The following is a 22,947-nucleotide window of genomic DNA, read 5'->3' as shown; positions in this document are numbered from 1 at the left end:
CTTCTGATGGGGAAAGCAAGGCATTTTACGTGCGTTACGGGCATGCGTCCTACGTAGTGGTACGTAGCTTCTGCGTAATAGTTGCGCTTGCAGTCCTGATAATTGTGCAAGATACTCATTGCCATGCTGTAAAGAATCGCGCCGGCATGTACTGGCGTACGAAGCATCAATCCATATCGGAGGAGTCACCAATGAAGAAAATGACGAGCATGCTCGGATGGATCGCCTTGTCCATCCTGGGCGCGTTTTCGCTCGGCTACATCGCGCTCAAACGCGGTGAAACCATCAATGCCATCTGGATCGTCGCGGCCGCCGGCTGCGTCTATCTCATCGCTTACCGCTTCTATTCGAAGTTCATCGCCAACAAGGTGCTGGGGCTCGACGCCACCCGCCAGACACCCGCCCACAAGTTCAACGACGGCCTCGATTACGTGCCGACCAACAAGAACGTCCTGTTCGGTCACCACTTCGCGGCGATTGCCGGCGCCGGCCCGCTGGTGGGCCCCGTGCTTGCCGCGCAGATGGGCTACCTGCCGGGCATGATGTGGATCCTGGCTGGCGTCGTGTTCGCCGGCGCGGTGCAGGATTTCATCGTGCTGTTCATGTCCACGCGGCGCGATGGCCGCTCGCTCGGTGACCTGATCAAATCCGAAATGGGCGAAATCCCCGGTATGATCGCGCTGCTCGGCACCTTCATGATCATGGTGATCATCCTGGCCGTGCTGGCACTGATCGTCGTGAAAGCGCTGACCGGTTCGCCATGGGGCACGTTCACCGTGATGGCCACGATCCCGATCGCGCTGTTCATGGGCATCTACTCGCGCTACGTGCGGGTGGGGCGCATCGGCGAGATTTCGGCGATTGGTTTTGTGCTGCTGATGCTCGCCATCGTCGGCGGCCAGTGGGTGCACGACTCGCCAGTCTGGGGCCCGATGTTCACCTTCACCGGCACCGAACTGACCTGGATGCTGATCGGTTATGGCTTCGTCGCCGCCGTGATTCCTGTGTGGCTGCTGCTGGCGCCGCGCGACTACCTGTCGACCTTCCTCAAGATTGGCACCATCCTGGCGCTGGCGATCGGCATCCTGGTCGTCGCACCGGACCTGCGCATGCCTGCCGTGACGAAGTTCGTCGATGGTACCGGCCCGGTCTGGTCGGGCGGCATTTTCCCGTTCCTGTTCATCACCATCGCCTGCGGCGCCGTGTCGGGCTTCCACGCGCTGATCGCCTCGGGCACCACGCCGAAGATGCTGGAAAATGAAACGCAGGCGCGCTTCATCGGCTACGGCGGCATGCTGATGGAAAGTTTCGTCGCCATCATGGCGCTGATCGCGGCGTCGACCATCGACCCGGGCGTCTACTTCGCCATGAACAGCCCTGCTGCCCTGCTGGGCACGACGGCGCAATCGGCCGCCGCTGCCGTCTCGCAGATGGGCTTCGTGATCACGCCGGAAGCGCTGGAACAGATGGCCCGTGACGTCGGCGAGCACACGATCATCTCGCGCGCCGGTGGCGCACCGACGCTGGCAGTGGGCATGGCCCACATCCTGTCGAACGTGGTCGGTGGCCAGACCATGATGGCGTTCTGGTACCACTTCGCGATCCTGTTCGAAGCACTGTTCATCCTGACCGCCGTTGACGCAGGCACCCGCGCTGGCCGCTTCATGCTGCAGGATCTGCTGGGCGCGTTCGCACCATCGCTCAAGCGCACCGACTCGCTGCCGGCCAACCTGCTGGCCACCGGCCTGTGCGTGGCGGCCTGGGGCTACTTCCTGTACCAGGGCGTCGTCGATCCGCTGGGTGGCATCAACACCTTGTGGCCACTGTTCGGTATCGCCAACCAGATGCTGGCCGGTATTGCGCTGATGCTGGGTACCTGTGTGCTGTTCAAGATGAAGCGCGGCAAATACGCGTGGGTCACTGCACTGCCGACGCTGTGGCTGCTGGCCTGCACGCTGACGGCGGGCTACCAGAAGATCTTCCACGTCGACCCGCGCATCGGCTTCGTGGCGCACGCCAACAAGTACCAGGCTGCACATGATGCCGGCACGATCCTGGCGCCGGCCAAGTCGATCCTCGACATGGAGCGGATCATCTTCAACGACTACGTCAACGCCAGCCTGGCCGGCTTCTTCATCTTCGTCGTGCTGGCCGTGCTGTTCTATGGCCTGCGCACCGTGATGGATGCGCGCAAGGCGAACAGCCCGACCGCGAAAGAGTCGCCGTACGTCGCCATGCCCGCACCGCAGGTCGCCTGATGTTCGGCACCCTGAAGCAGGCCGGCAATTACCTCGGGCAGTCGCTGCGCCTGATGGTCGGCCTGCCCGAGTACGACACGTACCTGGCGCACATGGAGCGTACGCATCCGGATGAGCCAGCGATGACGTACGAGGAGTTCTTCCGTGAGCGCCAGGAGGCGCGGTATGGGGGGAGTCGGGCTTCATGCTGTTAAGCCTGTAATCGGGTAGCACCGTAGGGGACGCCGAGGCGTCCCCTTTCAATTCCCAAACAGCAAAGCGGGGGTCAGGTCTGACATTCGGACACGAGCTCAACAAACAAAGCGGGGTCAGGTCTGACATTCGGACACGAAGTCAACAGAAGTCTATTCATGAATCCCCTAGTGGACGGACTAAGGAAGAGTCCGTGTCCAAATGTCAGACCTGACCCCGGCTTTTTGAACTGTCCCGCGCCGCGACCAGCATGTCGATCAGTGCGCGCGACGCGGCTGAAAGGCCACGGTGTGCCGGGTAGACGACCGAGAACGCGCGCGTGCGGCCGCCCAGCTGTGGCAGCACCTCTACCAACTGCCCCGCCGCCAGGCTGGCTTCCGCAAACAGGCGCGGACACAGCGCGATCCCCATTCCCTGCTCGGCCAGCCAGATGACGCCCATCACGTCGGTCGATACCGTCACCGACGCCGGTGGGAGCCAGTCGATGTCACGCCCACCATCGCGCAGGTGCCAGGGAAATACCCGCCCGGTATTGGGCCGGACAAAGGCAATGCATTGCTGGCGCGCCAGGTCATCGAGCGTCGCGAGCGGTCCTGCTGTCTCCAGGTAGGCTGGGGATGCCAGCAGGCACAGCGGCGACGCTTCCAGCTGGCGGGAAGCCATCGTACTGCTCGGCAGTGGGCCGGAGCGGATCGCCAGGTCGAATCCTTCGGCCACCAGATCGACGTTGCGGTTGGTGATGTCGACATCCAGTTCGACCAGCGGGTAGGCGCGCGCGTAGGCAGCCAGGATCGGCGGCAGGCGTTGCTGGCCGTAGCCGGTGGACACGCTCATGCGGACCTTGCCGCTCAGTTGCGCCGTCGTGCTGCGCATCGCCTGCTCTGCCTGCCCGAGCCGGGCGAAAGCGTCGCGTGCCTCGTTGGCGTAGCGCTGGCCGGCGTCAGTGAGGCTGAGGCTGCGCGTGGTCCGGCGCAGCAATTGCGTGGCAAGGCGCGCTTCGAGTCGCGACAGCGCCCGGCTCAGCACCGACGGTGTGGTCGAGAGCACGATCGCTGCTGCGCTGAACGAGCCGTGTTCGACAACGTTCAGAAACACTTCGACATCGGCCAGATGATCGAACTTTCGCGCCATCTTGTCTCCTCAAGAACAAATCATTTGTCAGAATCGTAGTTTATCTATCTACCGAGAAAAAATACAATGATGAATCTCTCATCCGAAAGGAAGCACATGGAATTGCTCGACAAATTGAACTGGCGCTATGCGACCAAGGCAATGGACCCGACCCGCAAGGTGTCGCAAGATAAGATAAACCGGATCATCGAAGCCGCGCGCCTGGCGCCGACGTCGTCCGGCCTGCAGCCTTACGAAATCCTGGTCGTGAACAATCAGGCGCTGCGCGCCCAGATCAAGGATGTCGCCTGGAACCAGGCACAGGTGGTCGATGCCTCGCACCTGCTGGTCTTTGCTGCCTGGGACGACTACACGCCCGAGCGGATCAACCATATGTTCGACCTGACCAACGAAGTGCGCGGTTTCCGCAACGAAGGCTGGGAAGCCTACCGTCAGCAACTGCTGTCGACCTACCCTGGCCGCGATGCACAGGTGAACTTCGAGCACGCGGCGCGTCAGGCTTATATCGGTTTCAGTGCAGCGATCATTGCCGCCGCGTTCGAGGAAGTCGATTGCACGCCGATGGAAGGCTTCGATCCGGCCGCTGTCGACCGCATACTGAACCTGGGCGAGCGCCACCTGCGTAGCGTGCTCATTCTGCCACTGGGCTATCGCAAGGCCGAGGAAGATTGGCTGGCAGGACTGACGAAAGTGCGCCGGCCGCTCGAACAGTTCGTCAGCGAAATCAACTGATTTACGTTTTACCGCAAGCTGCCGGGCGGCGTTGATGTGTGCGCGCCGCCCGCGTTTCCAACCATGCACAAGCGAGTGAATCGCTATCTGAGTATCACGCCCCCTGTTGTCCTCTACGTTCACCCATGAAACATCGTAGAAGCGGGCTTGGCTTGAAGACTGCTCTTTTCTGGCCTCTCACCTAACCGTTGGTTAGTTACTTATTTAGGGGGCGAACAAAAAACGAGCAGGGTCAGGTCTGACATTCAGACACGAGCTCAACAACAGTCTGATCATCAAATCGCTTGTGAACAGACTAAGGACGAGCCCGTGTCCAAATGTCAGACCTGACCCCGGCTGGGCTGGACGAGCCCGTGTCCAAATGTCAGACCTGACCCCGGCTTGACTACGTCCAAGGCGAACCCGTGCGCTGCGTCAGCGATCAGGATGCCACTTTGCGCAGCGAACACACTGTATCGAACCATGCCTGCATCCCCACCAGCGGCTGGGGATTGATCGGCAGCAGCGCATTGATATTGATGCCATTGCCCCGTCCGCCGTTCTTCTTGTCCCACCAGACGCCCGCGTTCAGGTCGTCCAGCGCAGGCGCCGGCGCGTAGCCCTTGGCCGCATCGGGACTGATGCCCTGCGCCGCCACGTCGGCGCGCCAGCCGCTCTTGCCTTCGCTGGCGCGGCCGCCGCTGATCCACCCGAGCGAATTGGACACGGCCACCACCCGCGGATGGATGCCGCGCGTGACGAACACGCGCATGCGCGCCGAACCGATCACGTCGCCCGTCCCGCGATACGCCTGCTGCGCCTTGAGCTCGCCGGAACGCGGGCGGTACGTCGTCAGCTCGACCATGTCGCCGCTTTTCAGGCCCAGCTCTTTCGCTGTCGCCACATTGATCCACATGGGATTGTCGTGCACGATTTCGGACAGGTATTTCTGCGATGCCGTCCTGCCCTGCGTGTGCACGTTCCATTTGAAGGAAGTCAGGATGAACCGGTCTGCCGGCAAGTCCACGTGCGACGGAATGCGTGCAAACGTCGGCATGCCATCGTCGACGATGCCCAGCCCCTTGGCCACCTGCGTGATCTCCGGCGCATGGATTTCGAACTTGCGTGACGGCGTGGCAAAGCCCCGCACTGCCTTGCCATCGACCTGCAGGCCCACGGCGCTGTCCTTGCCCTTGTCGTTGGGGCGGTAGACAACGCCAGTCGCTTCCTCGACGCGCGACCCCGCCAGCTGCTTGTCGCTGAGCGGCTTGCGATAGATTTCGTACGGTTTCGGCGCCGACTTGTCGACGAACGCGCCGTAGAATTTCATGTACTCGAAGCCGTCCTTGAACTGGCGCCCGTCCGGCCCCACCGTCGGCAGTTTCGAACACTGGACGCGCACGAAATCCTCGTGGCTGCCGAACTGGAAATACTTCGCCTGTTCCGGCCCCAGACGCCGGCCGATGTCGAACAGGACATCGGCAAAACTGCGCGCATCGCCTGGTGGACTGGTGAGCGGCTGGCGCAGCGTGACGAAGTGGGTCAACTCGAGATTGTTGCGGATATCCAGGCCCCAGCGTTCCAGGTAGGTCGCATCCGGCAGGATCAGGTCGGCATAATGCGCCGTTTCGGAATAGACAATGTCGGAACACGCATGGAACGGGATCAGCGTTTCATCGAGCAGCACCTCGACCGTCGTACTGCGGCCCTCCGGCCACGTCATCGGTGAACCCAGCGTGTAGGTCAGGTAGACATCCAGTTTGGCCCGCCCCTGGCGCACGAAGTCGTAGACGATCTGGCCCACCTTCATCTTCTGCCAGCGGTTCGCCAGCGGCCACTCGGGCGGGTCTTCCAGGTCCGTGCGAATTGTCGGTGCCGGCGGCAGCGGCAGCGGCTGGGGGTAACGGCCGATCGACAGTTTTTCATCGAGACCGTAGCAATACCCGCCCGGCCTGCCGATGGAACCGGCCAGTGCATTGAGCATGACGACCGCACGCTCGGCATTGAAGCCGTTGAAGTGCGCGCCGACGCCCCGGTTGGAAAAAGCAACCGTGGCGGGACGGGCGCGCGCGAATTCCAGCGCCAGCCGTTCGATGTCGGCCACCGCAATGCCCGACAGTTTGGCGGCCCATGCCGGCGTGCAGTCAGCCAGCCACGTGCGCAGCGTGGCGACACCTGGCTGGACATACTTGTCCACGAACGCCTGGTCGAACTCGTTTTCACGCAGCATGACGTGGGCCATCGCCAGCGCCACCGCGCCCTCGGTGCCAGGAAACGGCTGGTGCCACTCGTCGCTGCGCCCAGCCGTGTTCGACAGGCGCACATCGAACGTCACCAGCTTGGCGCCGTGGTCGTAGCGCGCCTTGACGACGCGGCTGACCAGATGCAGGCCACCCTGGTGCGCCTCGTAGAAATTGGCGCCGAAATTGAGAAAGTACTTGCAGCGCTCGGCGTCGATCGATTCCCAGTCCGTCTCGCCCAGCGATACATAGTTCGCGGCCCGCTTGTTCGATGAGCACAGGGCGCGGTGGTTCAGTTGCACGGGCGTGCCGATGGCCGACAGGAACCGGTTGATTTCCGCGTCGATGCGCGAGCGGCCCTGGTGCAGCGCCACGCGCTCCGGATGGCCGCTGGCGATGCTTGCCTTGATGCGCTCGGCCACTTCGGTGTAGGCCTCGTCCCAGCTGATGCGCTGCCACAGGCCCTCGCCTCGCTTGCCCACGCGCTTCAACGGATACAGCAGGCGTTCCGGATAATCGTTGATCGTCGGTCCCGACTGGCCCTTCGCGCAGGTCATGTGGCTGCCCATGTTCGGGTCGAGCGGATTACCCCGGATCTTGATGACCTTGTTGTCCACCACATGGGCCTCGATGCCGCAGACGGTCGAGCAGTTCAGGCACACGCTGGTGATGCGCCTGGCGGCGCGGTAATTGTTTTTTACCTTGCGCAGCTGGCCGGCGCGTTCGCCCGCCAGCACGGGCGTGTAATTGAGCACCTGCTCGGTCGCCTGCGCGGCGCCGTGCGTGAGCAGGATGGTGTCGCCCAGGCCCAGCGTCGCCATGGCGCCGAAGCCCCGCTTGATGAAATGACGGCGGTCCATGATTACGCTTTCCGTGGTGTTTTCGGGTGGGGCGTCGATGCTGGCGCCGCCGGGAATGCCGCCTTGAGCTGGTCCCAGGTATCGGCCTCGTACGACATCGGATCGTGCGCACGGCCTTTCGGCACCTTCTTTTCCATCGCCAGCGGCACCGCCGTGCCAAGGCCGCGGTACTGCACGCGCGGGCGCGTCTTCTCTTCCGCCTTCATGGCCTTGACCTGCGCGCCATGCCTGGCGTTGAACACGCTGACAGGGCTGGCAGGATCCTTCAGGTCGCCGAACGCAAACACGCCGGCCGGACACACTTCCACACAGGCTGGCGCCATGTCCGCCTCCAGCCGGTGCGCGCAAAAATCGCACTTGTCAGCCACTTGCGAGACGGGATCGATGTGAATGGCGCCATACGGGCACGCCTTGATGCAGTCGCGACTGCGGTCACACACGTCGACATTGATGTGCACGATACCGTCGGCCCCGCGCGTGATGGCCTCGGTGGGACAGGCGTCCAGGCACGGCGCGTCGGTGCACTGCATGCACAGCGTCGGCAGGAACGCCCGTTTCGTCGTCGGCTGGTGATTGAACGGATTGACGGCCGGGTAATCGTAGTAATACACCTTGGTGCGGAAAAACCCCAGCGAGACAGCATTCTCGACCTTGCAGGCAACGGAGCAGGCGTGACAACCGATGCAGCGTTCGAGATCGACGGCCATGCCCCATTGCGGCGTGGCGGTAGCGGAAGCGTTGTTCATGAACATCCTTGTGAGTCGTGCCAGGCAAGATTGTATGACAGCATGGCTGTAGCGCTAACAAAACCGGCACCCGGTGCTGTCCGGCCGGCGCCGCTGCGGTCTGCGCCGTCGCGTTGCGGATTTGGGCGTGTTTGCAACATGCACCCGGTTCGCCTGCCCTGTTTGCGTTCTCGCAAGGCCGCGCACGCCCCTACCCCGTATATTTTTTTCCTGCGGGCTCTTGCCCGCGCGGAGGATCCGCGTCGTGCAGGTCCATGCCGCTGTGCCCACTGCGGGAATTGCGATGCCGAACTTCGAGCGCTCGAGCCTGAACCGGAAGCTGACCATCATCTCGCTGCTCTCGACGGCGACGGCATTGCTGTTCGTGTTCGGCGCGTTCGCCGTCACCTCCATCCACAACCACCGCAAGGACGAAGCCGTGCAGCTGGCGGCGTTCGCGCGCATCATCGGCGCGGCCAGTGCCGGTGACCTGCTGCTGGTCGACCGCAGGCAGGCCGGCGCCACGCTGTCGGTCCTCGACGCCCAGCGCAGCATTTCGGCAGCCGTGCTGTACGACCGCTTCGGCCAGCCCGTCGCCACCTACCGCACCCCGGCGCGCCAGGACGCCGACCTGTCCCCCATGGACGGCATCGATTCCGCCACGCTGGAACAGGTCAACCGCGCTGGCCGTGCGCTGCTGGGCCGCCACATGCGCGTGGTGCAGGCAGTGCAGCATGGCGAGCTGGTGGTGGGCGCCGTGATGATCGAAGCCGACCTGTTGCCGATGTGGCTCGATATCGCCGCCAGCCTGGGCGTGATCGGCTTGGCGATGGGCGCGGCGCTGCTGGTCTCGCTTGGCCTGGCGGGCCGGCTCAAGCACAGCATCGCCGAGCCGATCACCAAACTGATCCAGGCCGCGCAGAAAGTCTCGGCCAGCCAGAACTACGGCCTGCGCGTGCCGCACCAGCGCAGTGACGAACTGGGTGTGCTGATCGACAGCTTCAACAGCATGCTGGCGCAGATCGAAGAACGCGGCGCCGCCCTGCTGCACCACCGCGACGAACTAGAACGCCAGGTCGGCGTGCGCACCGAACAACTCGAGAAGGCCAAGAACGCCGCTGAAGCGGCCAGCCGCGCCAAGAGCGGTTTCCTGGCCACGATGAGCCACGAGATCCGCACCCCGATGAATGGCGTGCTGGGCATGACCGACATGCTGCTGGCCACGCCCCTGACCGAGTTACAGCGCAACTACACGCAGCTGGTCAAGCGCTCGGGTGAGCACCTGCTGGTGATCATCAACGACATCCTCGACTTCTCCAAGATCGAAGCGGGCAAGCTCACGATCGAATACATCAACTTCAATCTGTGGGACCTGCTCGACGACATCCATAACGTCTACACGCCGCAGGCAGCGGCCAAGGGCCTGGGCTGCGAGTTCGACATCGCCAACGACATCCCGGTGGCGATCTGCGGCGATCCGAACCGGCTGCGCCAGATCCTCGCCAACCTGCTGGGCAATGCGCTCAAGTTCACCGACGATGGCCACATCCTGGCGCGCGTGCGCGTTGCCGGCGAAGACGCGCAGCAGGTCGTGCTGCGCTTCGAGGTGCACGACACCGGCATCGGCATCTCGCACGAAGCCCGGTCGCGCCTGTTCAATGCGTTTTCGCAGGCGGACGACTCCACCACCCGCAAGTACGGCGGCACCGGCCTGGGGCTGGCGATTTCGAAGCAGCTGGTCGAACTGATGAACGGCGCCATCGGCGTCGAGAATGGACGCCAGCGTGGCTCGGTCTTCTGGTTCACGGTCAGCTTCGACAAGCACCGGGTCGATCCGGATGCGCCGGGCCATCAGCGCAACACGCTGGACGGCTTGCGCGTGCTGGTCGTCGACGATCAGGAGACGAGCCGCACGGCGCTGGTACAGCAGCTGACAGCGTGGCGGGCGCACTGCGATGACATCGATGGCGCGCGCGCGTTCGAGTGGCTGGTCGACGCGGCCCGCGCCGGGCGGCCCTACGATGCGGCGCTGCTCGACATGGAACTGCGTCGCACCAGCGGCCTGGCGCTGGCCGCGGCAGTGCGCGCCGAACCGCTGGCACGCGACACGCGTCTGGTGCTGCTCAGTTCCGAGCGGCTGGCGGCCGATCCGGTACAGCGGCGCGAAGCGGGCGTGGCTTACCAGCTCGTCAAGCCGGCGCGCGCGGCCGATCTGCATGCCTGCCTGGCGGTGCAGGCAGCGCGGCTGCAGCAGCCGGTCGCGCCGTCCGCGACGGCCAGCGATGCGGCGCCCGCGCCGCATCCGGCCAGGCGCGCGCGGCGCGTGCTGCTGGCAGAGGACAACCCGGTCAACGTCGAAGTCGCGCGCGCGATGCTGGAAAGCCTGGGCCTGGAAACCGGGTGCGCGAAGAACGGCCAGGAAGCGCTGCGCGCGGTGCACGAAGGCCGCTGGGATGCGGTGCTGATGGATTGCCAGATGCCGGTGATGGACGGCTTTGCGGCCACCGGCGAAATCCGGCGCCACGAGCGCGAGTCGGGCCGCCAGCGCGCGCTGCCCGTGATCGCCATTACCGCCAACGCGCTGCAGGGCGACCGCGAAGCGTGCCTGGCGGCGGGCATGGACGACTACCTGTCCAAGCCCTTCACCCAGCAGCAGCTGGCCGCCGTCATCGGGCGCTGGATCGCGATGCCGCTGCTGTCGGCGCGCGAGCATGGTGACGAGCCGGTGGTCGAGATTGCGCCGGCAACCCCGCTGCCGCCGGCCCGACCACCCGCTGGCCAGATGACGGAAACCGGCATCGCTGCGATCAACCACAGCGCGCTGGAGAATATCCGCGCCCTGAGCCGCGACAACGGCGACGCGCTCGTGCACAAGGTGATCGCCGCCTACGTCGGCGACACGCCGCGCCAGTTGCACGCGCTGCGCCAGGCGCTGGGTGAAGGCGACGCCGAGAGCGTGCGGCGCGTGGCGCACGGCCTGAAATCGGCCAGCGCCAATATCGGCGCGGGTCACCTGTCCGGCCTGTGCCGCGACCTCGAACAACTGGGACGCAGCGGCAACGTGGACAGCGGCGGCCCGCTGCTGTCCGACCTGGAACGCGAGTTCCGCTCGGTGCGCCAGGCGCTTCACGCATCGCTTGAAAAGGAGTCCTGACATGCCCTCCGCACCCACCCAGCGCGTGACGGTCCTGGTTGCCGACGACGATCCCGTCATGCGGCTGTTGATGCTCGAAATGCTCGCGCAGGTCGGCCTGGACGCGATCGAGGCCGGCGACGGCATCGAGGCCCTGGCCCAGGCGCGCAGCAGCCGGCCCGACCTGATCCTGATGGACGTCGACATGCCACGCATGGATGGTTTCGATGCCTGCAGCGCACTGCGCGCCGCCGAACGCGACGGCGTCTGTGTCCCGGTCATCATGGTGACCGGCAGCGACGACATCGACGCCGTCACCCATGCCTACGAAGTGGGCGCGACCGATTTCGTGTCCAAGCCGATCAACTGGCCGATCCTCGGGCACCGCGTGCTGTACGTGCTGCGCGCCAGCGACGCCATCGCCCGCCTGCGCATCGCCGATGCCCAGAACCGCGCCGTGCTCGCGGCGATTCCCGATACGTTCTTTCGCCTGAACGCCGACGGTTTCTATCTGGATTACGAGCCGGGGCACGAACGCCCGAGCCAGGGCGGCCCCACCGGTGCGCTGCCGGCCGATGGCGCCGGCACGCGCTTCATTGGCAGGCACCTGACCGATACGCTGCCACCGGAAATCGCCGGCCGCATGCTGGACCAGATGACGACGGTGCTGGCCACCCACCAGGTGCGCTCGGTCGAATACGAACTGGTCGACGCTGGCGTCGCGCAGCATTTCGAAGCGCGCCTGGTGGCCACCAGCCCGTCCGAAGTACTGGGCCTGGTGCGCGACATCAGCGAACGCAAACGCGCCGAAGAACAGATCCGGCGCCTCGCCTATTGCGACGGCCTGACTGGCATCCCGAACCGCCAGGCGTTCCTGGAAACGCTGGAACGCGAACTGCACCGTTCAAAGGTCGGCAACAAGAAGTTCGCCGTGCTGTTCATGGATCTCGATGCGTTCAAGCGCATCAACGACACGCTGGGCCACAACGCCGGCGACCAGCTGCTCAAGATGGTGTCCGAGCGCCTGCGCGACACCACGCGCCCGAGCGACCTGGTCTCGCGCGGCGACAGCAGCGAAGCGCACACGGATGGCGTGAACAACCTGGCGCGCCTGGGCGGCGACGAATTCACGATCCTGATCCCGGATCTCGAACGGGTCGAGCACGCGCTCAATGTCGCGCACCGGGTCAAGGAAGCGATGCGGCGCTCCTTTCTCATCGAGGGCAACGAGATCTTCGTCACGGCCAGCATCGGCATCTCGCTGTTCCCGGAAGACGGCGACGATTCCGGCTCGCTGCTCAAGTTTGCCGATACCGCGATGTACCACGCCAAGAGCTGCGGCAAGAACAACGCCAAGCTGTACAGCTCATCGCTGACGATGCAGATCATGAGCCACGTGAAGCTCGAAGTGGGCCTGCGCCGCGCACTGCAGAACGACGAGCTGTATCTGGTGTACCAGCCGCAGCGCGACGTGGCCAGTGCGGAAATCGTGGGCGTCGAAGCGCTGGTGCGCTGGCGCCATCCCGAGCGGGGCCTGATTGCGCCGACCGAGTTCATTCCGCTGGCCGAAGAGACGGGCCTGATCGTGCCGATCGGCGAATGGGTGCTGCGCACCGCCTGCCGCCAGGCGCGCACGTGGCAACGCCTGACGCAACGCACGCTGCGCATCGCGGTGAACCTGTCGGCCAAGCAGTTCAAGGACGAAAACCTGTCGCAGATCGTGCTCTCGGCACTGCTCGATACGGGGCTCGAACCGCGCCTGCTGGAACTGGAGCTGACCGAAGGCACGCTGATGGACGATGCGCGCGCCACGATGGTCACGCTCGAACGCCTGCGCAACATCGGCGTGCACCTGTCGATCGACGACTTCGGGACCGGGTATTCGTCGATGAATTACCTGAAACGCTTCGACGTGCGGGCACTCAAGATCGATCGCAGCTTCATATCCGGACTGCCGCAGGACTCCGAAAACGCGGCCATCACACGCGCGATCATCGCGATGGCGCATGGGCTGAAGATGGTGGTGGTGGCCGAAGGCGTCGAGACGGGCGAGCAGCTGTTGCTGCTCGAGGAATATGGCTGCGACATGGTGCAGGGCTACTACCTCGGTCACCCGTCCAATGCCGAGACGATCACCGAGCTGCTGCAGGTCGTGCAACTGATGCTGCCGGCAAGATAAGGCCGGCAGCATTGGTTGTATCAGGGATAGAGGCGCAGCGTATAGAGCGCCGCCCCCGGCAGCAACGGCGTCGGCTTGCCATCGACCCACGCCTGGTGCCCGGTCAGAAAGAACGGCGACAGCGGATGCCCGCTCTGCCCGCCCGGCATATTGTACAAACCCTCTTCTTCGCGGCCTGGCGACACGACCAGGCGTTCGGACTGGCCGAACTTCGGTCCGGCGACGCGCGGCATGTGCGCATCGCCCGCCAGCTGGTCAGCCGGTGCGGCCAGCCAGGGCCGCAGCGCGGGCACCGCCATGCTGATCGGATGCGCGACGCCTGCCGTGTTGCGCTGGCCCCAGGTGGCTTGCGCCAGCGGCGTGCCGGCATCCTGCAGCGCGGCGAGCGCGCGGTCCACCGCAGCCAGTTGCAGCGCCTGCCAATCGGCGTGGCCCGGCGGCAGCCAGCCGGCCGGCCGCGCGTCGAGCAGGCGCGCCACCACGGCCGGCCAGCGCGCGCTGGCGCCGGCGGCGCTGGCTTTCGGATCGAGGTCCTTCAGCGCGAGGTTGGCGCCGCCGTACAGCAGGTCGTGCAATGCCCACATGAAGTCGCGCGCCAGGCGGTAACCGACCGAGTTCACACTGGCGCGGCCATCCCAGCTGGTCTCGAGCAGGCGCCGGAACTCGGCGCGCGCCGGATGCCCTGCCAGCGCCCCGGCGTCGAGCGCCGCCAGCGCGCGTTCACGCCAGGCGCCGATCAGGATCGCCCGGTCGTCCAGCGCCGCGTCGAACGCGCGCCGCACATCGGTCTGCGCGCCCAGCGCGGCCAGGCCATTGTGCAGCTGGCGGTTGCGCATGCCCAGGTCGTAGCCGCCATCGCCCAGCAGCGCGTAACCGGTGCCCATCAGCTGGCGGCTGTTGGCGGTGGTGAGCTGGCCGTTGGCGGGGTTGATCACGCGCGGATGCGCGGCATACGGCAGCGCATTGGCCCAGGTGGGTGTCGCGCCAGCCGGCGCCAGCGGAAACGTGGTGTCGCCCGGCGCCGTAGCGCGCTGCGGCAGCAGGCCGGCGATCGTCCAGCCGATGTTCCCCTGCGCGTCGCCGGCCACGAAGTTCTGCGCCGGGATGCCATCGCTGGCCGCCGTCGCCAGCGCTGCATCGAGTGTGGCGCTGGACTCGAGCCGGATGTGGTGCAGGTTGAGCGCTGCCGGATCGTGCGCGATCCAGTGCACGGCGTAGCTGCGGCCGGCAACCTCGCGCACCGGGCCGAGCGACGTCTCGCGCACGACCATCCGTTCGGCCGGCGCGCCTTTTACCAGGATCGACTCGACGTGTTCCTGCGGCGTTTCCCACTTGCCCGCCACCTGCAGCTGGCCCGGGCGCGCGGCGTCGACGCCCAGTTCGACCAGGTCGAGCGCATCGGCGTAGCTGTTGGTGAAGGCCCACGCCACCTGGCCATTGCTGCCGACGATGACGGAAGGCGGCGCGCCGGGCAGGCTCACGCCCACCAGGCGACGCTGGCCACCGGGGGCAGCGGGATCGGGAAAGCGCAGCGCCAGCCGGTACCAGATATTCGGCAGTTGCAGGCCAAGATGCATGTCGTCGGCGACGATCGCTGCGCCATTGGTGCTGCGGCTGCCGGCCAGCGCGTAATTGTTGCTGCCGACCGAATCCGTCACGTCCAGGCCGGCCAGCTTGATGGGGGCATCCGGAACCGCTGCTGCTGCGCCCCACCAGGCCGGCGCACGTGCCGGGATCGGGGCTGGCGCCGGCGGCGCGCCGCCATCGAGCGTGGTGTCGAACGCAGTTGCCTCGGGCAGCAGGAACGCCAGTTGCGCGGCGTCGCTGTGCTCGCGCAGCCAGCCGCGCGCGATTTCGCGCGACGCCTGCATCCCTTGCAGGTCGATGTACATGGCCCAGACGACGAGCAGCGAATCGGCGCCGCGCCACGGCCGCTGCGCCGCCCCAGTCAGCGCGTATTCAAACGGGCGTGCGCCCAGCGCTGCCACGCCCGCGTTGACGCCGGCCGCGTAGCGCTCGAGCAGCGCGCGCTCGGCCGGGGCCAGGCGCGCGAACGTGGCTTGGGCGCGCGAGGCGAAGCGGTGCAGCCGGTTGGCACGGTCGAGCGGCACGGCGCGTGGCCCGAACAGCTCGGCCAGCTCGCCGCTCGCCGTGCGGCGCAGCAGGTCCATCTGGAAGAAGCGTTCCTGCGCGTGCACGAAGCCGGTCGCATACGCGACATCGAGCCGTGTGGCGCCGGTGATCAGGGGCACGCCAGTCGCGTCACGCTCGATCCGCACATCGGCCGACAGGCCCGCGCCCTGGCGCTCGCCGTCGAGCTGCGGCAGGCTGGCGCGCAGGAACAGCCAGGCGCCCAGCAGCACCAGCAGCACGAGTCCCAGCAGCGCCGCAAGGCCGCGCAACGTCCATTTCTTCCATCCCTGCATGGTGTCTCCCTGAGTGTTCCCTGAGTGTCCCCTTGGTGCTGCGTATGTTGCCAGAAAAAACTGTCAACCGGCATGGAGACGCTGTCGGGCGTTAAGGGCTGCCGGGACCGGCAGATGATCAACCGGCGTTCGTTGACGGCTTACCCGCTATCCGTTGCTGCGCTCGCCAGGGAAGCCTGGCAAACACCGCGATGGGAATCAGGAACGGGTACAGGCTCCAGATGGCCCGGCCTTCGATCCGTACGGACAAGGCTGCGTACAAAGGTGGGATGGCCATCATCAAGAGAATCCCCTTGAGCGGCTTGATCCGGTCGGGCACCCGTTTCCATCCCAGCACCGCCAACGGGATCACGATGATGGCCGCACTGATCAGGGACATCAGCGATCGGTTGTCACGCAACGCTGCAATGACGGTGCCGATATTCGGCATCCAGACATAGGACGGCAGACCGGCAAACAGCCACCACCGCACGCCAATCAGCCAAAGCCCGGCAAGCGCCAGTGCCATGACCCCACGAACCAGCCCGACCCGTCCGAATACCAGCAGCCAGCCGAGCAACAGGATGTTTTCTTCCCTGACTGTCGTGGCAAACAACGCGCCGGCCAGTGCCATCCACGGCTGGCAAGTCACGACACCAAGCACGAACACCGCCTTACCAAAAATGGCGCCAGGATCGGTGAGCAGATAAGGGGCATACCAGAAGGTCGGTACCGAGAAGATGAAGAGCAGTCCCGCGAGTACGGTCTGGCGCCGGTTGCCGCCAGCAGCATGCACGACACAGGACAGGACGATTGCCGTGCCTGCGGTTGCCAGCCAGTTCAGCGTGGCGAAGGCATGGCGAACGTCGCCCGGCATCAACGCCGCCAGCGCAGGCATGGTCACCCGGTAAGGAAATGGCGCGCGCAAGTCGGAAAAAGGCACTTCTCCCCGGAGATACCGCGCCGTATTGAAGTAGGCCAGCGAGTCCTCGACGGTGCCGCCCCAGCGGGCCCACATGATCGCAAGCGAACATGCGGCAAATGCCAGGGACAGGCCGATCCAGTGCGTTCGCAACCATGCGCCTTCAGGAGATACTGCCTCGTGTTTCATGGAATCCATGCTGCGCCGCTTTTTGAAAATTTCATGAGGCCGGTATTCGCCTCGTTGGTGACGGTGGTCTCGAATGCCACTTGCAAGCAGCAGCGTGGAAACAGCAATTCCCATCATCCCACCGTCACAGAGCGGAAGAGTATAGGGGGCAATCCCGCGTGGAAGCTCACAGAAAGTCACACTGGCGCGACGATCCGTGAATCAGGTCGTGCCTGACACGGGGCGTGTCGGCAGCACCTTGTCGGCTCGCCGGGATCATCACCGGGCACCGCGGCGGCACGAAAAAAACGAGGCCCGCGCGAACGGGCCTCGTCTCGATCCGGCCGGCGCTTCAGCCGGCAATGACGCCTATGTGCTGCGCCGGTCGAGCATCGCGCGCGCAATCGTGCCCGCGTCGACGTACTCGAGTTCGCCGCCGACCGGTACGCCGCGCGCAAGCCGGCTGACCTTGAGACCACGCGCCTTGAGCATTTCGCTGATGTAGTGCGCGGTGGCTTCGCCCTCGTTGGTGAAATTGGTGGCCAGTACCACTTCGCCCACCACCTCGTCGGTGGCGCGCGTCACCAATTTTTCCAGGTGCAGATCGCGCGGCCCGATGCCATCCAGCGGCGACAGGCGCCCCATCAGCACGAAGTACAAACCGCGCCAGGTCAGCGTCTGCTCGACCATCAACTGGTCGGCCGGTGTTTCGACCACGCACAGCAGCGTGTGGTCACGCTCGGTATCGGCGCACAGGTCGCAGATCTCGATGTCGGAAAAGGTATTGCACTTGATGCAGTGGTGCACCGTGTCGACCGCCTGGTACAACGCGCGCGACAGTTGCGCCGCACCCTCGCGGTCATGCTGGAGCAGGTGGAACGCCATGCGCTGGGCCGATTTCGGGCCAACGCCAGGCAGGCGCCGGAGCGATTCGATGAGAAATTCGAGGGATGTCGACATGGGTGCGTGAACAAGACGGCCCGCCGGCGTGGTGCCGGCGGGACCGCCTCATGCCTGGATCAGAAAGGCATCTTGAAGCCAGGCGGCAGGCCCGGCATGCCGGCGGTCACGCCGCTCATTTTTTCGGCGGCGGTGGCTTCGGCCTTGCGCGAAGCGTCGTTGAACGCAGCGGCCACCAGGTCTTCCAGCATGTCGCGGTCGTCGCCGAGCAGCGACGGGTCGATCGTGACGCGCTTGACGTCGTTCTTGCAGGTCATGACAACCTTGACGAGGCCGGCGCCCGACTGGCCTTCGACTTCGACCAGGGCCAGCGCTTCCTGCGCCTTTTTCATGTTGTCCTGCATGGCTTGCGCCTGTTTCATCAAGCCTGCGAGCTGGTTCTTCATCATGGTGTGGTTCTCCAAATAGGGGTTGTCTGTATTGGTTGGATCAGGCGATCTTGACCGAGCCGGGCATGACGAACGCATCGAAGCGTTGCTCGAGTTCCTGCACGAACGGGTCGGCCGCGACCAGGGCCTCGGCCTCGCGCTGGCGCGCCTCGCGCGCCGCTTTCTGTTCGGCGCCGGCGGTGTACCACACCGGGCCGATATCGGACTCCACGCTCACGCGCAGGTTCGGGAAATGTTCTTGCAGCGCCGCGGCCAGCTTTTCGCTGTTGCCGCTGGCGCGCAGCGTGTCGACCGGCACGCGCAGGCGGAACGTCACCGCATTGTCGCGTGCTTCGCAGGCAACCAGCTCGGTCTGCAGCGCCAGTTGCTGGGCCACGCCGCGCAGCGGCAGGCTGCCGGCCAGCGCGGGCCAGTTACCGTCCCAGTCGATCTCGGGGACCGGCGTGATGACGTAGGCATGTGGTGCCACACGCGGCGCACGAACGGCCGCCGCCGGGGCCACGACGATGGCTGGCGCGGCCTCGGTAGTGACGGTGGCTACCGCCGTGTCGTCCGAAAACTCGGTGACCCAGGATGGCACATCGTCATCCGGCGGCTGCTGGGCGCGCATCGCCGGCTGCGGCGGCGCGATCGCCTGCGCCTGCGCGGGTGCGACGGACTGCGCGACGGCCTGCTGGCCGCCGCCATCCCATGGCGGCGCGGCGCGGCCTTGCGGCGCCGCCGGCGCCGCATGCATCGTGGCGCCCGGCCCCGGCCCCGGTGCAGCAGGCCGCGGTGGCGGTGCTGGCGGTGCAGGGTCGGCAGCGGGCGCCGGCGCAGCAGCAGGCGCAGATTCGGGACGCTTGTTGCCGCCCGAGCGCATGCCGGCGCCGGCGCGCGCCGCTTCCAGCGCCGCATTGATCGCGGCCCGTGCCGACGTCATCGGCGGCGCGCCGGGTGCCGAGGCACTGGTCGGTGCGGCAGGCATTGGCGGCGGCGTCGTCGGCACCTGCGCCGGACGTGGTGCAGGTGCCGGCGGCATTGCGGCAGCAGCAGGCGCACTCGCCGGTGCGGTCGCCGGTGCAGCAGCACGCGGCGTCACCGCCGCATGGCTGGCTGCCGCGGCGGCAGCGGCGCGAGCGCCTGGCACGTTGATCGGTGCGGCGGCAGGCGGGGCCTGGACCTCGGCGCCGCCCTGCCCGGGGCGAAACGCGAGCATGCGCAAGAGGGTCATCGTGAAGCCCGCGTATTCGTCCGGCGCGAGACCGATCTCGTTACGGCCATGCACGGCGATCTGGTAATACAGCTGCACTTCCTGCGGCTCGAACAGGCCGGCCAGGCGCATGATGTCGGCCAGCTCCGGCAAATCCTGCGGCACTGCGCCCGGCACCGATTGCGCCAGCGCGACGCGGTGCAGCAGCGTGCCCAGGTCTTGCAGCGCGCCGTTGTACGACAGGCTGCGGCTGGCCATTTCATCGGCCACCGCCATCAGGTCGGCGCCGTCCTGCGCGGCAAGGGCATCGAGCAGGCGCACCAGGTACGACTGGTCGAGCGCGCCGAGCATGCCCTGCACCGCTTCGAGCGTGACCTGGCCGGCGGCATAGGCAATGGCCTGGTCGGTCAGCGACAGCGCATCGCGCATCGAGCCGTGCGCGCCCTGCGCCAGCAGGCGCAGCGCCGGCTGCTCGAACGTGACGCCTTCTTGCCCCAGGATGTCTTCGAGGTGGCCGACGATATGCCCCGGTGGCATCTGCTTGAGGTTGAACTGCAGGCAGCGCGACAGCACCGTCACGGGAATCTTTTGCGGATCAGTGGTGGCGAGGATGAACTTGACGTGCGGCGGTGGTTCTTCGAGCGTCTTGAGCATCGAATTGAACGCGTGGTTCGTCAGCATGTGCACCTCATCGATCATATAGACCTTGAAGCGCGCATTGCTTGGCGCGTAGACCGCCTGTTCGAGCAGCTGGGCCATCTCGTCGACGCCGCGGTTGGACGCCGCGTCCATCTCGATGTAGTCGACGAAGCGGCCGGCATCGATGGCGACGCAGGCTTCGCAGACGCCGCACGGCTGCTCGGTGATGCCCCCCTGCCCGTCCGGGCCAATGCAATTGAGCGACTTGGCCAGGATGCGCGACAGCGTGGTCTTGCCGACCCCGCGCGTGCCCGTGAACAGATAGGCGTGGTGCAGCCGCCCGGTGCGCAGGGCATGGCTCAGTGCACGGACGACGTGCTCCTGGCCAACCAGCGTATCGAAATTCTTGGGACGGTATTTGCGGGCGAGGACTTGATAGGACATGCCACGATTTTACCGCAGATGACGCCCGCCGCGGACATTCGGCAGATGCGGCAGCGCGCGACGCCGATGACAGACGTGACGACGCCGGGCTGGCAAACGTGATGCTGAAAGGGAGGGCAAACCGACACCACGGACGCGTGGTGATGCGAGGAGAACGAAAGAGGCGAGCCTGATCTGCGGCACTTGCGGTGAACGGCTTTGGCTGCTTCGTTCCCGACCTGACCAGGTAAACCATGCCGCAATGCGCAGGGGCCCGCCAGCGCGAATTATACCGCACGCTGGCGGTTTGGGGAAATGGCCGGGAACATCCATTGCCGGCCCTGGTCATCAGATCCCCAGCTCTTGCCAGATCGCATCCACGCGCGCCTTGACGTCGGGCGCCATCACGATCGGCGTGCCCCATTCGCGGTTGGTCTCGCCCGGCCATTTATTGGTCGCGTCGATGCCCATCTTGCTGCCCAGGCCACTGATCGGCGACGCGAAGTCCAGGTAATCGATGGGCGTGTTGTCAACCAGCACCGTGTCGCGGGTGGGATCGACACGCGTCGTGATCGCCCAGATCACCTCTTTCCAGTCGCGCACATTCACGTCTTCGTCGACCACCACGATGAACTTGGTATACATGAACTGGCGCAGGAAACTCCAGACCCCGAACATCACGCGCTTGGCGTGGCCCGCGTACTGCTTCTTCATCTGTACGACCGCCATGCGGTAGCTGCAGCCTTCCGGTGGCAGGTAGAAGTCGGTGATCTCGGTGAACTGCTTCTGCAGCAACGGGATGAACACTTCATTAAGCGCCACGCCCAGCACGGCCGGCTCGTCCGGCGGTTTGCCCGTGTAGGTCGAGTGGTAGATCGGGTCACGCCGCATCGTGATGCGGTCGATGGTGAACACCGGGAAACTGTCCTGTTCATTATAGTAGCCGGTGTGGTCACCATACGGCCCCTCGAGCGCGTGCTCGAAACCGGTCGGGTGGTTCGCATCCGGGTAAATATGGCCTTCGAGCACGATCTCGGCGGAGGCCGGCACGCGCAGTTCGCTGCCGATCGCCTTGGTCAGCGTCGTGCGGCTGCCGCGCAGCAAGCCGGCAAACTGGTATTCGGACAGCGAATCGGGCACCGGCGTTACCGCGCCCAGAATGGTGGCCGGATCGGCGCCCAGCGCCACAGCGATCGGATACGGCTTGCCCGGATTGGTCAGCGCGTGCTCGCGGAAGTCCAGCGCGCCGCCACGGTGCGCCAGCCAGCGCATGATGACCTTGTTCCGGCCCAGCACCTGCTGGCGGTAGATGCCCAGGTTCTGGCGCTTCTTGTTCGGGCCTTTCGTGATGACCAGGCCCCAGGTGATCAACGGTGCGATATCGCCGGGCCAGCAGTGCTGGATCGGCAGGCGCGCCAGGTCGACGTCCTGCCCTTCCCAGACGATTTCCTGGCAGGACGCGCCCTTGACTTCTTTTGGCGCCATATCCCACACCGCTTTTACCAGTGAACCCATGCCCATGATGTCGGCAAAGCCCTTGGGCGGCTCGGGTTCTTTCAGGCGCGCCAGCACGTGGCCAATGCGGCGCAGCTCGCTCACATCGCTCGCGCCCATTCCCAGCGCCACGCGTTTTGGCGTACCGAACAGATTGGCCAGCACCGGGATCGTGTGCCCGGTCGGCTTGGAAAACAGCAGCGCAGGACCCTCGGCGCGCAACGTGCGGTCGCACACTTCGGTCATTTCAAGGTGCGTCGAGACAGGAAAATCGACACGTTTGAGTTCACCCATGCGCTCCAGTTGGGCCATAAAATCACGCAAATCTGTATATTTCATCAAGTTTTAAGCTTTTCTTCGGTTGCAGAACATTAGTGAAGCGACGCCGCCAAGTGATTGATTCGACAAGTGTTTCACGCTCATCAGTACCCCTTTAATAACTGGAAGTTATATAGAACAGTCGTGCTAGGGTTGACTTGATATAAGCTCGCCCCTACAATCCGTCCTACTTGATGAGACAGCGATACCTTTTTTGACACAATTTTAGCTGTTCTCATGCATTCACGGGGTCGGGGCCCCACATGACATTGTAGGAGTGTTTTCAACGGGCGTCTGCCCACTCCCCCGAGACAGTTGTTGAGCCACTGGCACCAGTCCCCATGTTGGACGGCAGCCAGCTGAAGCAAGGCAATGACGGCGTTAGTCGGCCGCGTCGCGGCGACAAACGATTTTCTGATGCACGGTCCAGAGCACCCCACGTAACGCCTTCGGCGCGACGACGGGCTTCTTTTCGCCGCGACAAGGGGAAATTCGATGTTTCATCGTTTTATCATGAGCGCAAAGTTCATGCATTCCAGGGCCAGCCAGCCCATCACGGTATCGTCCGTGACCAAAACGGCACGCAGTGTTGTACAAACTGCGCGTTC

The 22,947-nt window shown here is 65.2% G+C and carries 14 protein-coding genes and 1 other RNA gene; 5 read left to right on the top strand and 10 right to left on the bottom strand.

Annotation, left to right across the window (positions count from 1 at the left end; translation table 11 throughout):
* Positions 1-191 precede the first annotated feature (191 nt).
* Together AC56LN_RS17735 and AC56LN_RS17730 are read left to right on the top strand one after the other, a co-directional pair.
* Entirely contained in the window at positions 192-2,258 is a 2,067-nt protein-coding gene (locus AC56LN_RS17735) for a carbon starvation CstA family protein (protein ID WP_499573709.1), read from the top strand.
* Positions 2,258-2,452, top strand: coding sequence for a YbdD/YjiX family protein (locus tag AC56LN_RS17730; RefSeq protein WP_332529846.1), 195 nt, complete (start codon positions 2,258-2,260; stop codon positions 2,450-2,452). Before AC56LN_RS17735 ends, AC56LN_RS17730 begins: the two co-directional genes overlap by 1 nt.
* A gap of 202 nt (positions 2,453-2,654) precedes the next feature.
* Here AC56LN_RS17730 and AC56LN_RS17725 read toward each other — a convergent pair whose 3' ends face one another.
* Entirely contained in the window at positions 2,655-3,581 is a 927-nt protein-coding gene (locus tag AC56LN_RS17725) for a LysR family transcriptional regulator (protein WP_499573707.1), read from the bottom strand.
* A 96-nt stretch (positions 3,582-3,677) separates the two neighbouring features.
* On the opposite strand from AC56LN_RS17725, the gene AC56LN_RS17720 reads away from it, so the two are divergent.
* On the top strand, positions 3,678-4,313 hold the full coding sequence (locus AC56LN_RS17720; protein WP_499573706.1) for an NAD(P)H-dependent oxidoreductase: 636 nt from the start codon (positions 3,678-3,680) through the stop codon (positions 4,311-4,313).
* 421 nt (positions 4,314-4,734) lie between these two features.
* Here AC56LN_RS17720 and AC56LN_RS17715 read toward each other — a convergent pair whose 3' ends face one another.
* Positions 4,735-7,392, bottom strand: a complete 2,658-nt coding sequence (locus AC56LN_RS17715; RefSeq protein WP_499573703.1) for a molybdopterin-containing oxidoreductase family protein — start codon at positions 7,390-7,392, stop codon at positions 4,735-4,737.
* Between the two features lie 2 nt (positions 7,393-7,394).
* A complete protein-coding gene (locus AC56LN_RS17710; protein ID WP_499573701.1) occupies positions 7,395-8,138 on the bottom strand; it encodes a 4Fe-4S dicluster domain-containing protein in 744 nt (247 codons plus the stop codon).
* Between the two features lie 283 nt (positions 8,139-8,421).
* Between AC56LN_RS17710 and AC56LN_RS17705 the strand changes: the two genes are divergently transcribed.
* Positions 8,422-11,271: a response regulator gene (locus AC56LN_RS17705; protein WP_499573698.1), complete on the top strand. Its 2,850-nt coding sequence runs from the start codon at positions 8,422-8,424 to the stop codon at positions 11,269-11,271.
* A gap of 1 nt (position 11,272) precedes the next feature.
* The gene (locus AC56LN_RS17700) at positions 11,273-13,429 is read left to right on the top strand and encodes a putative bifunctional diguanylate cyclase/phosphodiesterase (protein ID WP_499573696.1); all 2,157 of its coding nucleotides are present in this window, start codon (positions 11,273-11,275) and stop codon (positions 13,427-13,429) included.
* A gap of 20 nt (positions 13,430-13,449) precedes the next feature.
* Here AC56LN_RS17700 and AC56LN_RS17695 read toward each other — a convergent pair whose 3' ends face one another.
* The 7 genes from AC56LN_RS17695 to ubiD all read right to left on the bottom strand — a co-directional run bounded on the left by AC56LN_RS17695 (position 13,450) and on the right by ubiD (position 22,360).
* Positions 13,450-15,855: a penicillin acylase family protein gene (locus tag AC56LN_RS17695; RefSeq protein ID WP_499573694.1), complete on the bottom strand. Its 2,406-nt coding sequence runs from the start codon at positions 15,853-15,855 to the stop codon at positions 13,450-13,452.
* Positions 15,856-15,973: 118 nt separating this feature from the next.
* Positions 15,974-16,954, bottom strand: coding sequence for a hypothetical protein (locus tag AC56LN_RS17690; RefSeq protein WP_499573693.1), 981 nt, complete (start codon positions 16,952-16,954; stop codon positions 15,974-15,976).
* 339 nt (positions 16,955-17,293) lie between these two features.
* Positions 17,294-17,884 (bottom strand): recombination mediator RecR, encoded by a 591-nt coding sequence (gene recR / locus AC56LN_RS17685; protein WP_332529836.1) that lies wholly within the window; start codon positions 17,882-17,884, stop codon positions 17,294-17,296.
* 59 nt (positions 17,885-17,943) lie between these two features.
* Positions 17,944-18,273 (bottom strand): YbaB/EbfC family nucleoid-associated protein, encoded by a 330-nt coding sequence (locus AC56LN_RS17680; protein ID WP_183550557.1) that lies wholly within the window; start codon positions 18,271-18,273, stop codon positions 17,944-17,946.
* A gap of 40 nt (positions 18,274-18,313) precedes the next feature.
* Entirely contained in the window at positions 18,314-20,548 is a 2,235-nt protein-coding gene (locus AC56LN_RS17675; protein ID WP_499573690.1) for a DNA polymerase III subunit gamma/tau, read from the bottom strand.
* A gap of 159 nt (positions 20,549-20,707) precedes the next feature.
* Positions 20,708-20,806, bottom strand: an RNA gene (gene ffs, locus AC56LN_RS17670) — signal recognition particle sRNA small type.
* A 69-nt stretch (positions 20,807-20,875) separates the two neighbouring features.
* Positions 20,876-22,360 carry a 4-hydroxy-3-polyprenylbenzoate decarboxylase gene (gene ubiD / locus AC56LN_RS17665; protein WP_499573689.1) on the bottom strand — a complete coding sequence of 495 codons (1,485 nt, stop codon included), beginning with the start codon at positions 22,358-22,360 and terminating at the stop codon, positions 20,876-20,878.
* Between the last annotated feature and the right edge of the window lie 587 nt (positions 22,361-22,947).

It is taken from the genome of Telluria sp. ZT3P26, assembly GCF_059686035.1.
The sequence above is the reverse complement of the archived record's forward strand: the minus strand, read 5'-3'. Positions and strand labels throughout refer to the sequence as shown.